This is a genomic window from Bradyrhizobium sp. 137, assembly GCF_023074095.1.
Taxonomy (GTDB): domain Bacteria; phylum Pseudomonadota; class Alphaproteobacteria; order Rhizobiales; family Xanthobacteraceae; genus Bradyrhizobium.
The window spans coordinates 322,277-338,315 of the sequence record NZ_JADPKU010000044.1 but is presented as its reverse complement, the minus strand read 5'-3'; the positions used below and the strand labels follow the sequence as shown (position 1 = coordinate 338,315).

General features: G+C 65.0%; 14 protein-coding genes and 1 tRNA gene. 7 read left to right on the top strand and 8 right to left on the bottom strand.

Features of this window, described 5'->3' with window-relative positions; genetic code table 11:
- Positions 1-40: 40 nt before the first annotated feature.
- Complete coding sequence (locus IVA78_RS10850; protein ID WP_247277450.1) at positions 41-3,346, bottom strand: carboxyl transferase domain-containing protein; 3,306 nt, start codon at positions 3,344-3,346, stop codon at positions 41-43.
- Positions 3,347-3,540: 194 nt separating this feature from the next.
- Positions 3,541-5,223, bottom strand: coding sequence for a cache domain-containing protein (locus tag IVA78_RS10845; RefSeq protein WP_247277451.1), 1,683 nt, complete (start codon positions 5,221-5,223; stop codon positions 3,541-3,543).
- A gap of 297 nt (positions 5,224-5,520) precedes the next feature.
- On the opposite strand from IVA78_RS10845, the gene IVA78_RS10840 reads away from it, so the two are divergent.
- Complete coding sequence (locus tag IVA78_RS10840) at positions 5,521-6,021, top strand: hypothetical protein (protein WP_247277452.1); 501 nt, start codon at positions 5,521-5,523, stop codon at positions 6,019-6,021.
- 154 nt (positions 6,022-6,175) lie between these two features.
- Here IVA78_RS10840 and IVA78_RS10835 read toward each other — a convergent pair whose 3' ends face one another.
- Positions 6,176-6,775, bottom strand: coding sequence for a TetR/AcrR family transcriptional regulator (locus IVA78_RS10835; RefSeq protein ID WP_247277453.1), 600 nt, complete (start codon positions 6,773-6,775; stop codon positions 6,176-6,178).
- A 166-nt stretch (positions 6,776-6,941) separates the two neighbouring features.
- Between IVA78_RS10835 and IVA78_RS10830 the strand changes: the two genes are divergently transcribed.
- Positions 6,942-7,319 (top strand): tautomerase family protein, encoded by a 378-nt coding sequence (locus IVA78_RS10830; protein WP_247277454.1) that lies wholly within the window; start codon positions 6,942-6,944, stop codon positions 7,317-7,319.
- 18 nt (positions 7,320-7,337) lie between these two features.
- Here IVA78_RS10830 and IVA78_RS10825 read toward each other — a convergent pair whose 3' ends face one another.
- Complete coding sequence (locus IVA78_RS10825) at positions 7,338-8,264, bottom strand: GTP-binding protein (protein ID WP_247465198.1); 927 nt, start codon at positions 8,262-8,264, stop codon at positions 7,338-7,340.
- A 3-nt stretch (positions 8,265-8,267) separates the two neighbouring features.
- A complete protein-coding gene (locus IVA78_RS10820; protein ID WP_247277456.1) occupies positions 8,268-9,758 on the bottom strand; it encodes an amidohydrolase family protein in 1,491 nt (496 codons plus the stop codon).
- A 1,024-nt stretch (positions 9,759-10,782) separates the two neighbouring features.
- Here IVA78_RS10820 and IVA78_RS10815 point away from each other — a divergent pair.
- Positions 10,783-11,808: an alpha/beta fold hydrolase gene (locus tag IVA78_RS10815; protein WP_247277457.1), complete on the top strand. Its 1,026-nt coding sequence runs from the start codon at positions 10,783-10,785 to the stop codon at positions 11,806-11,808.
- 100 nt (positions 11,809-11,908) lie between these two features.
- On the opposite strand, the gene IVA78_RS10810 is transcribed toward IVA78_RS10815, so the two are convergent.
- Both IVA78_RS10810 and IVA78_RS10805 read right to left on the bottom strand, forming a co-directional pair.
- Positions 11,909-11,983, bottom strand: a tRNA-Glu gene (locus IVA78_RS10810).
- Between the two features lie 56 nt (positions 11,984-12,039).
- Positions 12,040-12,381, bottom strand: a complete 342-nt coding sequence (locus tag IVA78_RS10805) for a hypothetical protein (RefSeq protein ID WP_247277458.1) — start codon at positions 12,379-12,381, stop codon at positions 12,040-12,042.
- Between IVA78_RS10805 and IVA78_RS10800 the strand changes: the two genes are divergently transcribed.
- From IVA78_RS10800 to IVA78_RS10785, 4 genes are all read left to right on the top strand, one after another.
- Positions 12,380-13,387 carry an RluA family pseudouridine synthase gene (locus tag IVA78_RS10800; protein WP_247277459.1) on the top strand — a complete coding sequence of 336 codons (1,008 nt, stop codon included), beginning with the start codon at positions 12,380-12,382 and terminating at the stop codon, positions 13,385-13,387. The genes IVA78_RS10805 and IVA78_RS10800 overlap by 2 nt on opposite strands.
- Before the next feature lie 218 nt (positions 13,388-13,605).
- Positions 13,606-14,505, top strand: coding sequence for an RNA polymerase sigma factor RpoH (rpoH, locus tag IVA78_RS10795; protein WP_157328162.1), 900 nt, complete (start codon positions 13,606-13,608; stop codon positions 14,503-14,505).
- A 21-nt stretch (positions 14,506-14,526) separates the two neighbouring features.
- Entirely contained in the window at positions 14,527-14,877 is a 351-nt protein-coding gene (locus IVA78_RS10790) for a hypothetical protein (RefSeq protein ID WP_247277460.1), read from the top strand.
- Between the two features lie 127 nt (positions 14,878-15,004).
- Complete coding sequence (locus IVA78_RS10785) at positions 15,005-15,346, top strand: hypothetical protein (protein ID WP_247277461.1); 342 nt, start codon at positions 15,005-15,007, stop codon at positions 15,344-15,346.
- Between the two features lie 55 nt (positions 15,347-15,401).
- On the opposite strand, the gene IVA78_RS10780 is transcribed toward IVA78_RS10785, so the two are convergent.
- Positions 15,402-16,028, bottom strand: a complete 627-nt coding sequence (locus tag IVA78_RS10780) for a peptidoglycan recognition family protein (RefSeq protein WP_247277748.1) — start codon at positions 16,026-16,028, stop codon at positions 15,402-15,404.
- Between the last annotated feature and the right edge of the window lie 11 nt (positions 16,029-16,039).

Sequence of the window (16,039 nt, the reverse complement as noted above, 5' to 3'; positions counted from 1 at the left end):
CGGGAACGTACGCGGCGCGGTCAAAATTGCTGCACCGCGCTCACCACGTATCGATGCACGGCCGCTTCTTGCCCGTCCGCGCGGGCGGCTTCGGCACTGAGCGCAGGCCCGCCATGATCCAGCGCCGCGTCTCGGCGGGGTCGATGACGTTGTCGATCTCGAACACGGAGGCAATCGAAACTGCCTTGCCGTTGGCATAGAGCTCGGCGACCTTGTTGCGGTAGTAGGTCTCGCGCTCTGCGGGATCGGCGATCGCCTCCATCTCCTTGCGGAAGCCGAGACGGACATAGCCCTCCAGCCCCATGCCGCCAAACTCGCCGGTCGGCCAAGCCGCGGTGAAGAACGAGGCGTGGAAGCCGCCGCCGATCATCGACTGCGCGCCGAGCCCGTAGCCCTTGCGCAGCACGACGCCGAATAAAGGCACGGTGAGGCTGGCGCCGGTCACGAACATGCGCGAGACGTGGCGCACGATCGCGGTCTTCTCCGCTTCCGGGCCGACCATGAAGCCGGGTGTGTCGCAGAGCGAGACGATGGGCAGATCGAAAGCGTCGCAGAGCTGGAGGAAACGCGCGGCCTTGTCGCCGGCATCGGCATCGATCGCGCCGCCGAGATGGCGCGGATTGTTGGCAATCAGGCCGAACGGCTTGCCCTCGATGCGGATCAGCGCGGTGATCATGCCGACGCCGTAGTCGCGGCGCAGCTCCAGCACGGAGCCCTTGTCCGCGACGAGCTCGATCACGCGGCGGATGTCGTAGACGCGAAGACGGTTTTCGGGGATGGCGCGGCGGAGCAGGCGCTGGTCGGCGGCCTCCCAATTCGACACCGCGCCCTGGAAATAGGACAGGTATTTCTGCGCAACGCGCGTTGCCTCCTCTTCGTCTTCGACGAGGATGTCGATGACTCCGTTCGGCGCCTGGAACGAGACCGGCCCGACCTCGGCCGGATGATAGACGCCGAGCCCGCCGCCCTCGATCATTGCCGGGCCGCCCATGCCGATCGAGGCGCTCTTGGTCGCGATGATGACGTCGCAGCAGCCGAGCATCGCAGCATTGCCGGCGAAGCAATAGCCGGAGACGACACCGACTACGGGCACGAGGCCGGACAACCTTGCGAACTGCACGAAGGACGGCCCGTCCAGGCCGGTCATGCCGAGCCGGTCGGTGTCGCCGGGCCGGCCCCCGCCGCCTTCGGCGTAGAACACCAGCGGCACGCGCCAATCCTCCGCCAGCGTCAGCATGCGGTCGATCTTCTTGTGGTTCATGTGGCCCTGCGTACCCGCGAGCACGGTGTAGTCATAAGCCACGACGATGCAGCGCCCGCCTTGCGGGCCGAACTTCTCGGCGTTGACGGTGGCAATGCCCATGACGAGGCCGTCGGCCGGCGTGTTCTTGATGAGATCGTCGAGCTTGCGCCGGCGGCGCTGGGCCGCAATCGCGAGGCTGCCATACTCCATGAACGAGCCGGCGTCGACGAGCTGGGCAACGTTCTCGCGCGCGGTGCGCTGGTTGGTGTTGCGGCGGCGTTCGACCGCGGCGGGGCGGTTCTCGTCGAGCGTATTGGCCTGACGGGCGATCAGCTCCGCGAGGTCGGGACGGATGTGATCGAGATCGATGTCGGCTTCCGCCGCCGTGCTATCCGCCGCGACGTCGAGCGGTTCCAGAAAAAGAATCGGCTCGCCATGCATCAGCGTGACGCCGTCGGCGGCAGCGAGCTTCATGACCCGGCCACCCTGCTCGGCCATGACGAGGTGCTCCATCTTCATGGATTCGATCACGGCGAGCTGCTGGCCGGGGCGGACGATCTCGCCTTCCTTCACTTGGACGGTGACGATGGTTCCCTGCAAGGGGGCCGCGACCATCACCGCCCCTTCGGGCACGACTTGCGCGACGTTCGCCTCGGTGCCGTGAGCGCTGCTTCGCTCGCTCGCGGCAAAGTACAGCGGCTTTGCAGCACCGTCGGATGCGTCCACGAGCTTGCCGATATTGCGGTCGATGAAATCGGTCGCGATGCGGTTGATCCTGAAATCGGGATGCGCAAGCACGGCCTGAAGGAAGGCGATGTTGGTGACGACGCCGTCGATCCGGAACTCGCGCAAGGCGCGCGAGGCCTTCGCGACAACGTCGTGCCAGGCATCGACTGGCGTATGCACGATGACCTTCGCCAGCAGCGAGTCGAATGCCGCGCTGGTCTTATAGCCGGCATAGCCAAAGCTATCGACGCGAACGCCGGGCCCTGACGGCGGCTCGAACACGGCAAGCACGCCGCCGGTCGGGTGCGTCGCCCCCGTTTCGTCCAGCGTCTCCATGTTGACGCGAAGCTGCATGGCATAGCCGCGCGGCTTCGGAATATCCACTTGCGCAAAGCCGATCGAGGCGAGCGTCGCACCTGCGGTGACCGCGAGCTGAGCGCGGACGAGGTCGAGGCCGAGCACCTCTTCCGTCACGGTGTGCTCGACCTGGAGCCGCGGATTGGCCTCGATGAAGGCAAAGCTGTCGTCGGCGCTGCCATCGACCAGGAACTCGAACGTGCCGAGGTTGTCGTAAGAGGCCGCCGCGGCGAGGTGCTTTGCCGCCTCGATGATGCGGCCGCGCAAGCCATCGCTCAGCGAGGGACTCGGCGCGACCTCGATCAGCTTCTGGTGCCGGCGCTGGATGGTGCATTCGCGCTCCCAGAGGTGAGAGATCGCGCCAAAGCGGTCGCCGATGATCTGCACCTCGATATGGCGGGCCTGCCGGATCAGCCGCTCGGCATAGACACCGTCGAAGCCGAACGCCGCCTTGGCTTCGGACTGGCAGCGCGCATAGGCTTCCGCGAGATCGGTGGCATTGTCCACGACGCGCATGCCGCGACCGCCACCGCCGGCCATCGCCTTGATCACAATCGCGGCGCTGCTGCCGAGCGAGGCGAAGAAGGCTGTGATCTCCTCCAGTGAGGACGGCCCGCTGGTGCCCGCGATGATCGGCACACCGCAGCGCTTCGCCAATTGCCGTGCCGCAACCTTGTCGCCGAACAGCTCGAGCGCTGCCGGCTTCGGCCCGACGAAAGCGACGCCCGCGTCAGCGCAGGCTCTTGCGAATGCCGCGTTCTCGCTGAGAAAGCCGTAGCCGGGATGCACGGCATCGCAACCGGCCGCTTTCGCTGCCGTCACCACCGCATCGATGTCGAGATAGGCCCGCGCACCACGGCCGGCGATCTCGATCGCATCGTCGGCAACACGCACATGCAGCGACAGCGCATCGTCGGCGGGGTGGATCGCAACGGTCATGATGCCGGCCTCGGCCGCGGCGCGCGCGATGCGGATGGCGATCTCGCCGCGGTTGGCGATCAGGAGCTTCTTGAACGACATGCAACGGTCTCCTTGCCCGCGAGGCCCGGCGCGGGTCGGCAGGTTCGATGATCCTGCTTCTTCACTTTAACCGCAGCGGTCAAGAGCGAGAAGGACGGTCGCAATGACCGCTCCCGCAGGCCGGAATTTCGATCCAGTCGCATGCGCCGTGACGAGGCCAATAGTCCACGTCACGGCAGACGGATCGGCGACGATCAGGCCGCCCGCACGCCCGCAACGAAGACGCTGACCTCGTTCTCCAGCGATTGCAGCTTCTGCGTCAGCCGGCCGCTCGATTGCAGCACGAGACCGGCGGCCTGGCCTGTCGCCGCCGTGGCATCGGTGACGCCGGAGATATTTTGCGAGACCTGGTCGGTACCGGCGGCCGCCTCCTGCACGCTGTGGGCGATCGCCTGGGTCGCAGCGCCCTGCTCCTCGACCGCCGCTGCGATCGACGAGGAGATCTCGTTGACCTCCATGATGGTTTTGCGAATGCTCTCGATGTTGCCAACCACCTGGTTGGTCTCGGCCTGGATCGCGGTGATCTGCGCCCCGATCTCGTCGGTCGCCTTGGCGGTCTGGCTCGCCAGCGATTTCACTTCGCTCGCGACCACCGCAAAGCCCTTGCCGGCTTCGCCGGCGCGCGCTGCCTCGATGGTGGCGTTGAGCGCGAGCAGATTGGTCTGCGAGGCGATCTGATTGATGAGGTCGATGACCTCGCCGATCTTGTGCGCGGCGGCGGCCAGTCCCTGCACGGTGTCGTTGGTGCGCTGACCATCGGCGGCGGCCTTGTCGGCCACGCTGGCGGCCTGCGCGACGCGCTGGCTGATTTCGGCGATCGAGGACGACAGCTCGCCGGCGGCCGAGGCCACCGTCTGCACGTTGCTCGAGGCCTGCTGGCAGGCGGTGGCGACGAAGCTCGCGCGGTCGGTCGCCTTGTTCGCGGTCTCCGCCATGCCCTGCGCGGCCTGCTGCATCGCGCGCGCCTCGTTGAAGACATCGCGCACGACAGCCTGAACGCTTGCCTCGAACTTGCCGGCAAGATCGGCCATCGCCCTGCGCTTCTCGTCGTCGGCCTTCTGCTTCAACTCCTGCTGCTCGTCATGCATCCGGCTGACCGCCGACGCATTGTCCTTGAATATGGCGAGCGCCTTGGCGAGCCCGCCAACCTCGTCGCGGCGGTCGGTGTAGGGCACATCGAACGCGCTATCGCCGGCGGCGAGCCGCTCGGTCAGCCCGGTGATCCTGGCCAGCGGCCGGGTGACGCTTCGCCCAATCAGGAAGGAGGCGCCGAGGACCAGGACCAGCACGGCGAGGCATAAATAGCCGAACGTCATCGCATTCTGGCGGAAGACGGCGTCGACATCATCGAGATAGATGCCGGTACCGATGATCCAGCCCCAGGGCGCAAAGCCCTTCACATAGGAGATTTTCCCGACCGGCTGGTCGAACCCGGGCTTCGGCCAGAGATAGCCGTAGAAGCCCGCGCCCTGCTTGTTGACGACGTCTACGAAGCCCATGAACAGCGCGTTGCCCGCGGGATCCTTCATCCCGGAGAGGTCCTTGCCGTCGAGCTCGGGCTTGATCGGGTGCATGACCATCTTGGGGGCCATGTCATTGATCCAGAAATACTCGACCTTGTCATAGCGCAGGCTCTTGATTTCGGCCATTGCCCCGGCCTGGGCCTGCTCGCGCGAGAGTTTTCCTTCGCTCTCGAGCTTCTGGTAATGCGCCAGGATGCCGTAGCCGACATCCACCATGTGCTGCGTCTTGGCCTGACGGTCGGCGATCATCTGCGCGCGCAGGGTGGATAGCGCGAGCGGCACCAGCGCGACCATGCCGAGGAGGCTGATGCCGACAATCAGGACCAGCTTGAAACTGATGCGGGAGAAAATCATCGGTGCTCGCAGGAATTGGAAGGGCAGATATGTCAGTTTTATCCTGCGCTCCTTAGCAAAGCTTTAAGCATTGGCTTTCCCAAGTCTCCGCAAAATTGCGTGGGGACGAGTGCAGGTGCACCGCCCGGCTTCGCGGGCCTGCAAAGCTGGCTTGCATCCGAGATTGAAGCTTCTCAAATCTAGAAGACCTCGATATCGCCCCTGCGAACGTTGACTTGCAGAGGGCTCTGGCAGAAGCATCGGCGCAGATGATCAACGCCAGCCGTGGCGTGAGCACAGCCGAAGGCCGGAGCCTCAATGCATCAATCGACATATACCGGGTCTCTCAACCTTCCCGCGCTGAGCGCGGCGGAGCGGCTCTTCATCTGGGGATTTCGGGCGAAAGCACGCAGCGGAAGCGCCGTCCCGACGGCCGCCGAGATCAAGCAGGTGTACGACCATTTTCGCGTCGGCGATGCCGTGCCCTCGCTGGAATCCATCATCGAGATCTTTGCGTGCACGGCGCATACGGCGATCGAAGTGCACTGCCCCACCTGCCCGCGCATGTCCGATAGTGAGCACGGAGTCCTGCGGGCGATTGCCGCGGCCCAGCAGGAGCGCATCGGCGTCGCGCGCGAGCAGTTCGAGTGCTGGCTGCTGCCGGAGGGAGCCGATTGGGCGCTGGCGCCGGTGCGCGGGCTTGCAACGATCTTCCGCGTGGCAGGTCTCATCCTGCCCGACCGGCACGTCCGCTCACTCGCACATGATCGGACGATGGCCGTGAAAAGTTGGTTTGTGGGCAGTCCCACGCTGCACTGACGTTGTGCTGACATTTTGACGGCTTCTAGTCGCATCCGGCGCGGCCTTGCGCTATCAACGTCGCCATGGAGAGGCGGAGCTCGACGCCTTCCATAAAACCTCCAGACGATCCCGGCGCGACCACCGCTGGGATCGTCGTTTCTCGCATATCCACCTAGCCACCCTTCTTACCCAGCACGAGGTCGATTGTGTGGGCGGCGATCTTGCGCAATTGCGGCTCGTCGCCGAATGCACGTTCGAGCACGGCGAGACCGCGCGTCACCGCAACGATGTGCAGGGCTGCGGCGGCGGGGTTGCCGCTGAACTCGCCACGTTCGGCGCCCGCTGACAACGTATCCTGGACCAGAGCAGTGATGCGCGAGACGAGGCTTGCAAAAGCCTGCCGTGCCTCTTCATCCAGCCCTTCGCCTTTGGCCGCGCCGAGCTCCATCAAGCCACGCGTGGTCGGACATCCCCGCGGGGGAGAGCCGGAGCGGAAGTTGCTGATGGTCAAGTCGAAGAACGCGGTGAGGCGTTTGCGCAATGAGCCCGCGCCGAGCGCCTTTTGCAGGACGAGGAGATAATCGCCTGCGTAGCGTTCATAGGCTTGCAAGAACAGCGCCTCCTTGCTGCCGAACGCATTGTAGAGGCTGCCGCGCTGGACGCCGGCATCACGCGCGATGTCCGACAGCGACGTGCCGCGCACACCCTTGCGCCAGAACTGCTCGAACGCGATGCGCAGGACGTCGTCGTGGTCGAACTCGCGCGGTCTCAATGGCGATCCTCTTTAACTGCCGGTCCTGACTTGGCCGATGGTATTTGACAAGGTGTCAAGAACGTGATTTCTTGACAACTACGTCAAAAACAAATTGATCGCCAGCATCGTCTATGCGCCGGCCCGCTAGCAGGCGGTCGCGCCGAAAACCAAAAGGGCAATCCCGATGCCTCTGCTCCACATCTCGATGCGCGCCGGCAAGCCGGAAGCCTATCGGCAGGCGATCCTCGACGGTCTCTACGGCGCCATGCGCGAGACGCTGAACGTGCCCGAGGGCGACCAATTCATGACTATCAGCGAGCTCGCGCCCGCGAATTTCCGCTGCGGCAACGCCTACGGCGTCCAGCGCAGCGATGACGCCGTGCTGATCCAGATCACGGTGTTCGCCTCGCGCACCGCAGAGCAGAAGATGGCGCTGTATCGCCGGATCGCGGACCTGCTCGGCGAAAGCCCGGGCATCCGGCCCGCGGACGTGTTCGTGAACGTGCTCGATGCGCCCAAGGAGAACTGGTCCGTCGGAAACGGCATCGCGCAATTCGCCTGATTGGTACGAGTTGCAGCTTCAGCCTGCAACGCACGCCTCCATGATTCCATCCAGCTCCGCCTTCGAGAGCACCCCGAGCTCGGCGATGAAAACGATGCGTGCTCGCGGCACGCCTGGTGCCGGCGCTTCACCCGGCACCAGCGTGGCGCGGCCGGAGGCGAATTGAAACACCATCAGGCGGCCGGGCTGCTCGATAGTCTCGAACAGACCTTTGGCGCGCGCCAGCTTTGGCGCAAGGCGGCTGATGGCCTGCTGCAAACGCGGCAGCGAGATGGGCTGCTCCGAGGTCCAGCTCAGCGTCTCGAAGCGCTCCTCGGCGGGACGTTTCGGCCCGGGCTCGCGCAGCGCGGGCGCGCGGTCGACATTCGCAGGAAACAGCAGCGCGGCAGGAATCTCGCCATGGTTCGCATCGACGACCGCGGCAGGGACGCGCTGTGCCCGGATGGCCTCGCGCATGCGCAGCCCTGCGCTGGCATCCGCCAGATCCAGCTTGGTCAACGCCACGATATCAGCAACGCGCAATTGCGACCGCTGGAGCGCATCCTCCAGGGAGGCCGTCGGTGCCGTCGCATCCATCACGCAGAGCACTGTCTCTAGCGGCGCCTCGCGCAGGATCACCGGATCCATCAGATTGCGCACGATGTCGACGGGATCCGCGACGCCGCTGGTCTCGATGACGATATATTCGGGCTTAGGATCACGCCGCAGCAACGTCGACAGCGTGCGCAAGAGATCTCCTTCGAGCGAGCAGCAGATGCAGCCGTTGGCGAGGCTAACCACGCCGTCGCTCGCACCGGCGATCAACTCGGCATCGATGTTGATCGCGGCGAAATCGTTGACCACGGCGGCAATACGTCGCCCGTCCGCATGCGCCAGCAGATGGTTCACGACCGTGGTCTTGCCCGCCCCCAGAAAGCCCGTCACCAGGAGGATGGGGACCGGCATGAATCAGCTCCCGATGACGGGCCGGCGCACGGGGCGGCCGGGCCGCGCCGCCACGTCCAGCACGCCGTCACTAATCAGCGGCTCGCCGCTGACGATCAGATGCCGCACGCCTTCAGAGGGACGGTTCATCGCCGTGAATGTCGCGCGGTCCGAGAGCTTCTCGTAGTCGAACACGACGATGTCGGCATCCGCGCCCCTGTCGAGCCGGCCCTTGGCGCGCATCGCCGGCGTGCTCTGCGACAATATCTCCGCGGGGATCAGCGCGCATTTGCGCACGCCTTCGAGCAGCGACACCGTCTTGCGCTCACGCACCCATTCGCGGATGAATTTCGTGAAGCAGCCGGCCGAGCGTGGATGCGAGGTGGCATCATCCGGCAGCGGCCAGGCATCGCCGGTGTAGGTCGAGCCGTCAGGCAGCGTCCACGGCATCGCGTCGGAAGCGATCGCGCCGCCGGGATACAGCACCGACAGGTCGAGCAGGTCGCGGTGATGCGCATTGTTCTCGGTGTCGAGAATGTGCCAGAGCACCAGCGAGGACGGCTCTTCGGTTTGCGCCTTGAGCAGCTCCTCGCGGTCGCGAAAGCGATGGCCGTCAGTCACCCGCTGCACCGAATCATAGCCGGTGCCGTTGCGCTCGACGAACTCGGGATCGCTGAAGAAGGCGGCGGCGAGCACGGTCGAGCCCGTGCCGTAAGGATAGGCCTCGACCGTGATCGGCAGGCCCTGCGCCTGCGCCTTCTCGACCAGCACGCGGCAGCGCTCGATGTCGGTCTTGCTCGATGAATTGAAATGGCAGATGTGCATGTGCGCGCCGGTGGCGCCGGCATAGCCGATCAGGCGGATATAGGCTTCCGCCGCGCTCTCAGGGTCGATGCGCGACATGAAGGCGACGTGGGTGAAGGTCGGCACGTCCTTGGCGGCCGCGAGCTGGCAGACCGCGGTCAACTCCTGCACCCCGGCGCCGGGCGCGTAGGCGTTCAAAATGCCGATGCCGATGCCGCCCTCGTTGAGGCCGCGCGAAAGGCGATCGAGGATGCCGGCGACCTCCGCATCGGTCGCGACGTTCTCGATCCAGCGGCGGTCGCGCATGGCATTGCCGAAAGCCTCCAGCGAACTCTCCGCATTAGAGCCCGTCATCGCGCCGATGCGCGCAAATGCCCAGTTGGCGGCGGCGCCGTAATTCAGCACGCGCCCCTTCCTGGCCTGGCGTTCATACCAGGATGCGACCGGCAGCACGCCGGCCTCGAGATCGAGCGTCGTCGTCACGCCGTCGAAGGCCTGCATGCGGTCGGCCGGGACCGACTGGCCATGCGCGTGCAGATCGATGAAGCCGGGCGCGACCACGAGGCCGGTCGCGTCGATCACCCGCTCGGCGCTGCCGAGCGAGGCGCCGACCGCGGCGATCTTGCCGTCCACCACCGCAACGTCGCCGATGGCGTCCATTCCGCTGGCGGGATCCACTACCCGACCGCCAGAGATCACCAAGCCGCTCATGTCGAAACTCCTCCGCGCTGATATCGCATCAAGGCAGATTCCGCGGGCAACGACCACCTCCACCGAGGCCGACGCATCATGCTTCCCCGGAAGGTCGTTTGGCAGCAGATCACGGAGGCGCGCTTGCAGCCCCGCGGCATGTTGTGCCCGAGCTGTGCTCTCCTCTTAACACCCTCTCGAAAGAAAGGGCGCCGGGAAGACCGGGCGCCGGCTGGCACCCATAGGACCCCTGCGCTGAACGAATGCACACGCAATGCACAGGGGAGACACAGGGCAGCCGAAACCAGGCCTTCCCTGCGCGATGGTTTGACGGCCTATGCCGCGCTCTCCCGGGAGCCGAATTCGTTCTGGCCTCCCTCGCCCTCGCAGAAGTCACGGACACCGCGCCGGTTGACGCCAATGCCGCATCCGCAAGAGCTTGACCGTAGCAACGACGGCCAGGACCACACGGTTTCGCCGCACGCGAGCCATCCGGCTCCGCCAAAAGGCCTCGCCGGACATGGGCGCCGTCCGCCTTCGCGGGACGTGCCATGCTCACGAGGTTCATCTCGCCCTGCACGCAACAAGCCCGCCTTTAACGCCGCCCGCGTCCACCGCAACTCCAGCCCGCGTTCGTGACGACGTACGACCGCCCCTTTGGAGGGCTGGAATGGGCGACACATACGACAAATCCGAATTTCGGTAAAGTGGAATATTTTTGCAAGGAAGGCTTGACGCCAATTTAGCTGTTTTGCCCGACGTCGGTGGGTCCCATCCGAGCCGCCGCCGATACCGCGCGACGGCGCGGCAATTTTTACGACCGGGGCTAGGTTGCTATGCCGCAAGGGTGTCGGAGGGTCATCATTGAAACGACGCCAGCCGGTTCCAGAACTTCACCGGACGCTCGCACGTCCTGCGGCAGCGGACGCGGACGCCATGATCATGCAACCAATCGCGAAGCGGCTCCGCCGTCTTCTCGCCTCCATTGTCATTCAGGGAGCTAGCCGGGGCGGCGTTACGGTGGGCAAAGTTCCCAAAGGTTCCTGTGATCATCCGACGTCTCCTGCAACGCGACTCCCGTCATGCCGTTTCCCGCCGCGCTCTGCTCGGCGGATTTGTGTCGGCAGGGAGTGCCCTCGCGCTCGGCGGATGCGCCGGCTTGGGTGCGACCGGCGCGCGCTTCGACGCCTCGTCCCTCTCGATCGACCCCACATTGCTTGTCACCACCACGCGCAAGCCCGTGAGCGGCGGTCGCACCAAACCCTGGTTCGGGCCGGAGCGCGCGACCAGCATGACGGTCGCGCGGGCGAAGCTGGTGGCGCCGGACGAAAGCCGTCTTTCTCTCGCCTCTGTTGGACTTGGCGATTGGCGCCTGGATCGGGTCGAGCCGGTGTCGGCCGACGTTGCCGATCTCGTTGCGCAGGCTGGCGGAGGAGACGTGCTGATCTATGTGCACGGCTTCAAGCAGACATTCGAGACGGCGGTGCTGGACGGTGCCCATCTCTCCGATGGGATCAAGTTCCGCGGCCGGACCATGGTGTTCTCCTGGCCCTCCAAGGCGGGATTGTTCGACTATGCCTATGACCGCGACAGCGCGATGTGGTCTCGCGACGATTTCGAACGCGTGCTCTCTGCGCTGGTGTCGGCCCCAAGCGCCGGTCGCGTGCACATCGTTGCGCACAGCATGGGAACCATGCTGACGCTCGAAAGCCTGCGTCAGCTCTATGCCCGCTACGGCGACACCGTTGCGAGCAAGATCGGCTCGGTCGTGTTTGCCGCGCCCGATATCGACATGGACGTATTCTCGTCGGCGATCCAGCGCATCGGCCCGCTCGCCGGCAAGATCACCGTGATTGCCGCGACGAACGATCGCGCATTGGCGCTGTCGGGACAAATCGCAGGTGGAATGACGAGGGTCGGCGCCGCCGAGAAGGCTGCGATCTCGCGGCTCGGTGTGCGGGTGATCGATGCGTCCCAGGAAGGCTGGGGCATCGTCAACCACGATCTGTTTCTGTCGAATGCGGAAGTGCAGCGGGTGATCCGCCGCTCGATCGACGGCACGACGGCGTAAGGGAGCGCGGTGCCAAGCCACGCCAAGAGCTTGCTCAAGCGCTCGTTGCGGCTTCGAGCAGTAAAACGGCCAATTTTGGAGTGCCCAGCTCGCAGGCAAATGGCGCTCCCTAGGGGAATCGAACCCCTGTTTCAGCCTTGAGAGGGCCGCGTCCTAACCGCTAGACGAAGGGAGCGTGAGGGTTAGCCAATAACCTCGAAATTTGTCCGCCGCAAGGACCCAGCAGCCGTTTTAGGGCTCATTGGCAAATTTCAACATTCCGGCCGGTTTCAAGGTGCGGGCATCGAAGGTGCGGAGCTCGGTGGCGCCGCCGATGTCCAGTGTGACCACCAGGCGATCGCCCGCGACGCCGGTGGAGACGATCCTGGCGCCCTTCGGCAGGGTGGCGATGACGTCGCCGGCCACCTCGACCGCCCTTCCCTCCGACTTGAAAAGACGGTAGCCCACCGCGATCAGGACGGCGCAGATCGCCAGCGCCGTGGTCAACCCCGCGATCAGCATCATCCGCCGCACCCGCGCGAACAGCGCGGCCTGCTCGGGGGTCGGTTCGGGAACAGCGGTTTCGGTCGTCATGGAAAGCTCGGGCTCTGCGCAAAGGTTGGAGGTTGTCGTCGCCGGCGACGAGGGCTCGGCCCGGCTCGACCGCGTGCTGGCGGCGCACCTTACCGAACTGTCGCGATCGAGGCTGAAAGCCCTGATCCTGGCGGGCGCAGTACACCTGAAGGCCTCCGCGGTCCGCGACCCCGCTTATCACGTCAGTCCCGGCGATACGATCACAATCGACGTGCCGGAGGCGGCGCCGGCGGAGCCGAAGGGCGAGGATATCGCCCTCGACATCGTGTTCGAGGACAACGACATCGTCGTCATCAACAAGCCGAAGGGCCTCGTCGTGCACCCCGCGGCCGGGCACGAGACCGGCACGCTGGTGAACGCGCTGATCGCCCATTGCGGCGCCTCCCTCTCCGGCATCGGCGGGGTGCGCAGGCCCGGCATCGTGCACCGGCTCGACAAGGACACGACAGGGCTGATGGTGGTCGCCAAGAACGACCTCGCCCATGCCTCGCTGTCCACGCAATTCGCCGACCACGGCCGCACGGGCGAGATGCGGCGCGGCTACATGGCCTTCGCTTGGGGTGTGCCGAACCGGCATCGCGGCACGGTGGACGCGCCGATCGACCGCCATCCGCATGCGCGCGAGAAGATGGCGGTTCGCCAAGGCGGCCGCGAGGCGGTGACACATTGGCAAATTCTGGAGAGCTTTGCTGGCCGCGATGGCAAACCCGTCGCTGCCCTGCTCGCCTGCGAGCTCGAGACCGGGCGCACCCACCAGATCCGTGTCCACCTCGCCCATATCGGCCACCCCCTGCTGGGCGACGCGGTCTATGGCCCGCATTTCAAGACCAAGGCGAACCAGCTCGGGCCTGGGTCGCAGGCAGCCCTGACGGCGCTGGGGCGACAGGCCTTACATGCTTACCTGCTCGTATTTGAGCACCCAAGAACCGGAGAATTACTGCACTGGGAGGTGCCGCTGCCGGAGGATTTGCTTCTCCTTCGAAGCTGCCTCAAAGCGGCGCTATGACGCAGCCCCTTTCAGAAAGCCTTTACATTACAAAAAGTTATAGCTGCCACACGGGGACGTGACGTCAGCAATCCTTCCCTTTTCGACCCCCGATAGGATATATTGCGCCTGCGTTGAAATTGACCAACGCGGAACATCGCAGCCCGACCGGCTTTGACACAGCGGTCGTCTGCCTGGCCCGCCGCTATCGGGGGCCTGAACCTTTTGGAGGGCGCACTATGGCCCGTACCGCTGCTTTGCCGGTCCTCAATGGAGAATCCGGCCTTTCTCGCTACCTCGCCGAGATCCGCAAGTTTCCGATGCTCGAACCCCAGCAGGAATACATGCTCGCCAAGCGTTGGCGCGAGCATGACGATCGCGACGCGGCGCACCAACTCGTCACCAGCCATCTCCGCCTCGTGGCCAAGATTGCCATGGGCTATCGCGGCTACGGCCTGCCGATCTCCGAGGTCGTCTCGGAAGGCAATGTCGGCCTGATGCAGGCGGTGAAGCGATTCGAACCCGAGAAGGGGTTCCGTCTCGCCACCTACGCGATGTGGTGGATCAAGGCGTCGATTCAAGAGTACATCCTGCGTTCCTGGTCGCTCGTGAAGATGGGCACCACCGCGAACCAGAAGAAGCTGTTCTTCAACCTGCGCAAGGCGAAGAGCAAGATCAACGCGCTGGACGAAGGCGATCTCCGCCCCGACCAGGTCGCGACCATTGCCAAGCGGCTGGGCGTGACGGATCAGGACGTGATCGACATGAACCGCCGTCTCGGCGGCGACGCCTCGCTCAACGCGCCGATCCGCGACGACGGCGAAGCCGGCGAATGGCAGGACTGGCTGGTCGACAATACGCCCAACCAGGAAGCCATGATGGCGGAGCACGAGGAGTATGATCACCGCCGTGACGCGCTGAACGGCGCCATGGGCGTGCTCAACCCGCGCGAACGCCGCATCTTCGAGGCCCGCCGCCTCGCCGATGAGCCGATGACGCTGGAAGACCTTGCTGCCGAGTTCGGCGTGTCGCGCGAGCGCGTCCGCCAGATCGAGGTCCGCGCCTTCGAGAAGGTGCAGTCCGCGGTCAAGGGCACGATCGCAAGACAGGAACAGGCTGCGCTGGAAGCTGCGCATTAAGCGGGCTTGCGCGCTAAAGGATTGGCGGATCGAAAGAGACGAAAAGCCGGCGGCAACGCCGGCTTTTTTGTTTGGGTGGTGAAGCGCAGTACTGCGGGATCGCCGGATGTGGTGTTAGTGGCCTGCCCTTTTGAGCGGCGGGTTGACTATCGCGGACGCTGTGCAACCTCTATCGCTGCCATTAACAGGTTTGCGGCGACGTCTTTGCCGAAAGTGTTGACCCGTGATCGGACCTTCGTCCGGCTCGCTGACCTCGAAGATCACATTCCCTCCGCTCGAAAGGACTTCCAGTCGGACACCGTCGAAAGAAATGTCGCTGGCCCACTGATATTCCACAGCGCGTTCTTCGAACGTCAGTATTCCCATGCCTGATGCCTATGCTGGATTGAGTGATCAACCTCACCCAACGTGGGTCGAAACCGAGCTTGCCTTGAACCCGCGCGTCCGGTCAACCGACCCAAAATGACCGGGCGACAACAATCAAGCCAATGGACGCACCGTGTCGATCATCCTGCAATCCACCGTCGGCGGCTTCGAAGCCCAGTTCCTGCGCAAGCTGCCGCTGGTCGAGCAGGCGATGCGCGAGCACGGGCTCGAGCCGTCGGAATTCGTGATCTCGAAGGATTATGCCGGCACGGCGACGATCCCGCTGATGGGCCCGTTCTTCTACAGCTACAGCGTGTTCTTCGGCGAGGAGCAATTCACCGTCACCGAACCGAACGACGTGGTGTTCCTGGATTATTTCTTCAAACGCGTGCTGGCCGCAGACGGCCCGCCGGTGGTGCCGCGGCGGCCGGGATTGATCCAGCGGCTTTTCGGCTGGATGTCGCCGGCGGTTTAGCTCGTCCCGGCCGCTGGTCATTCACCTTCCGCAAGCGGGGCGAGGAGCGCACTTGCTACTCCCCCCAAACCCTCGCCAGCGTCGCGAGCCAGCAGCCTTCGCAATAGCGGGCATCCTTGTAGTCGATCCAATTGTGCGCGTAGACGCGATCGGCCGGGATGCCGTAGCGCATGCGCAGCACCTTAACGAGGATCTTCCAGGCCGCGACCTGCGCCTCGGTCGGCCCGGCCGCGACGTCAGGATAATTTCCGGCGAACTCGACGCCGATCGAATTGTCGCGCACGACCTGGCGATAGGTCGACCTGTTGTCGATGTATTTGTTGTCGTTGCGGTTGGCGCCGTCGCCATGGGTCGGCACCAAATTCTCCGCCGCCGCCCAATAGACCGTGCCGTCGGTCTCGACCCACACCGTGACCCCGCGCCGGGTCGGGTTCTTCGCCTGCGCCAGCGCGCCGCCCCGCGCCGAACCGGCCGGCCCCTCGGTCTGGTGCACGATGATGTTGCGCCAACGGTTTGCGCTGTCGACGTCGCGCCATGGTGCCAGCCACACGATCTTCAGGCCGGGAATCTCGGGCGTGCCGGAGGCGCGCGCGAGTTTTTCGAGCTCGGCATCCTCAGCGGCGGCGGGGATGGTCAGATACAGAGCGGCGAGAACGGCCGCGAGCAGGCGGGACATCGTGATGCGGGTCCAAT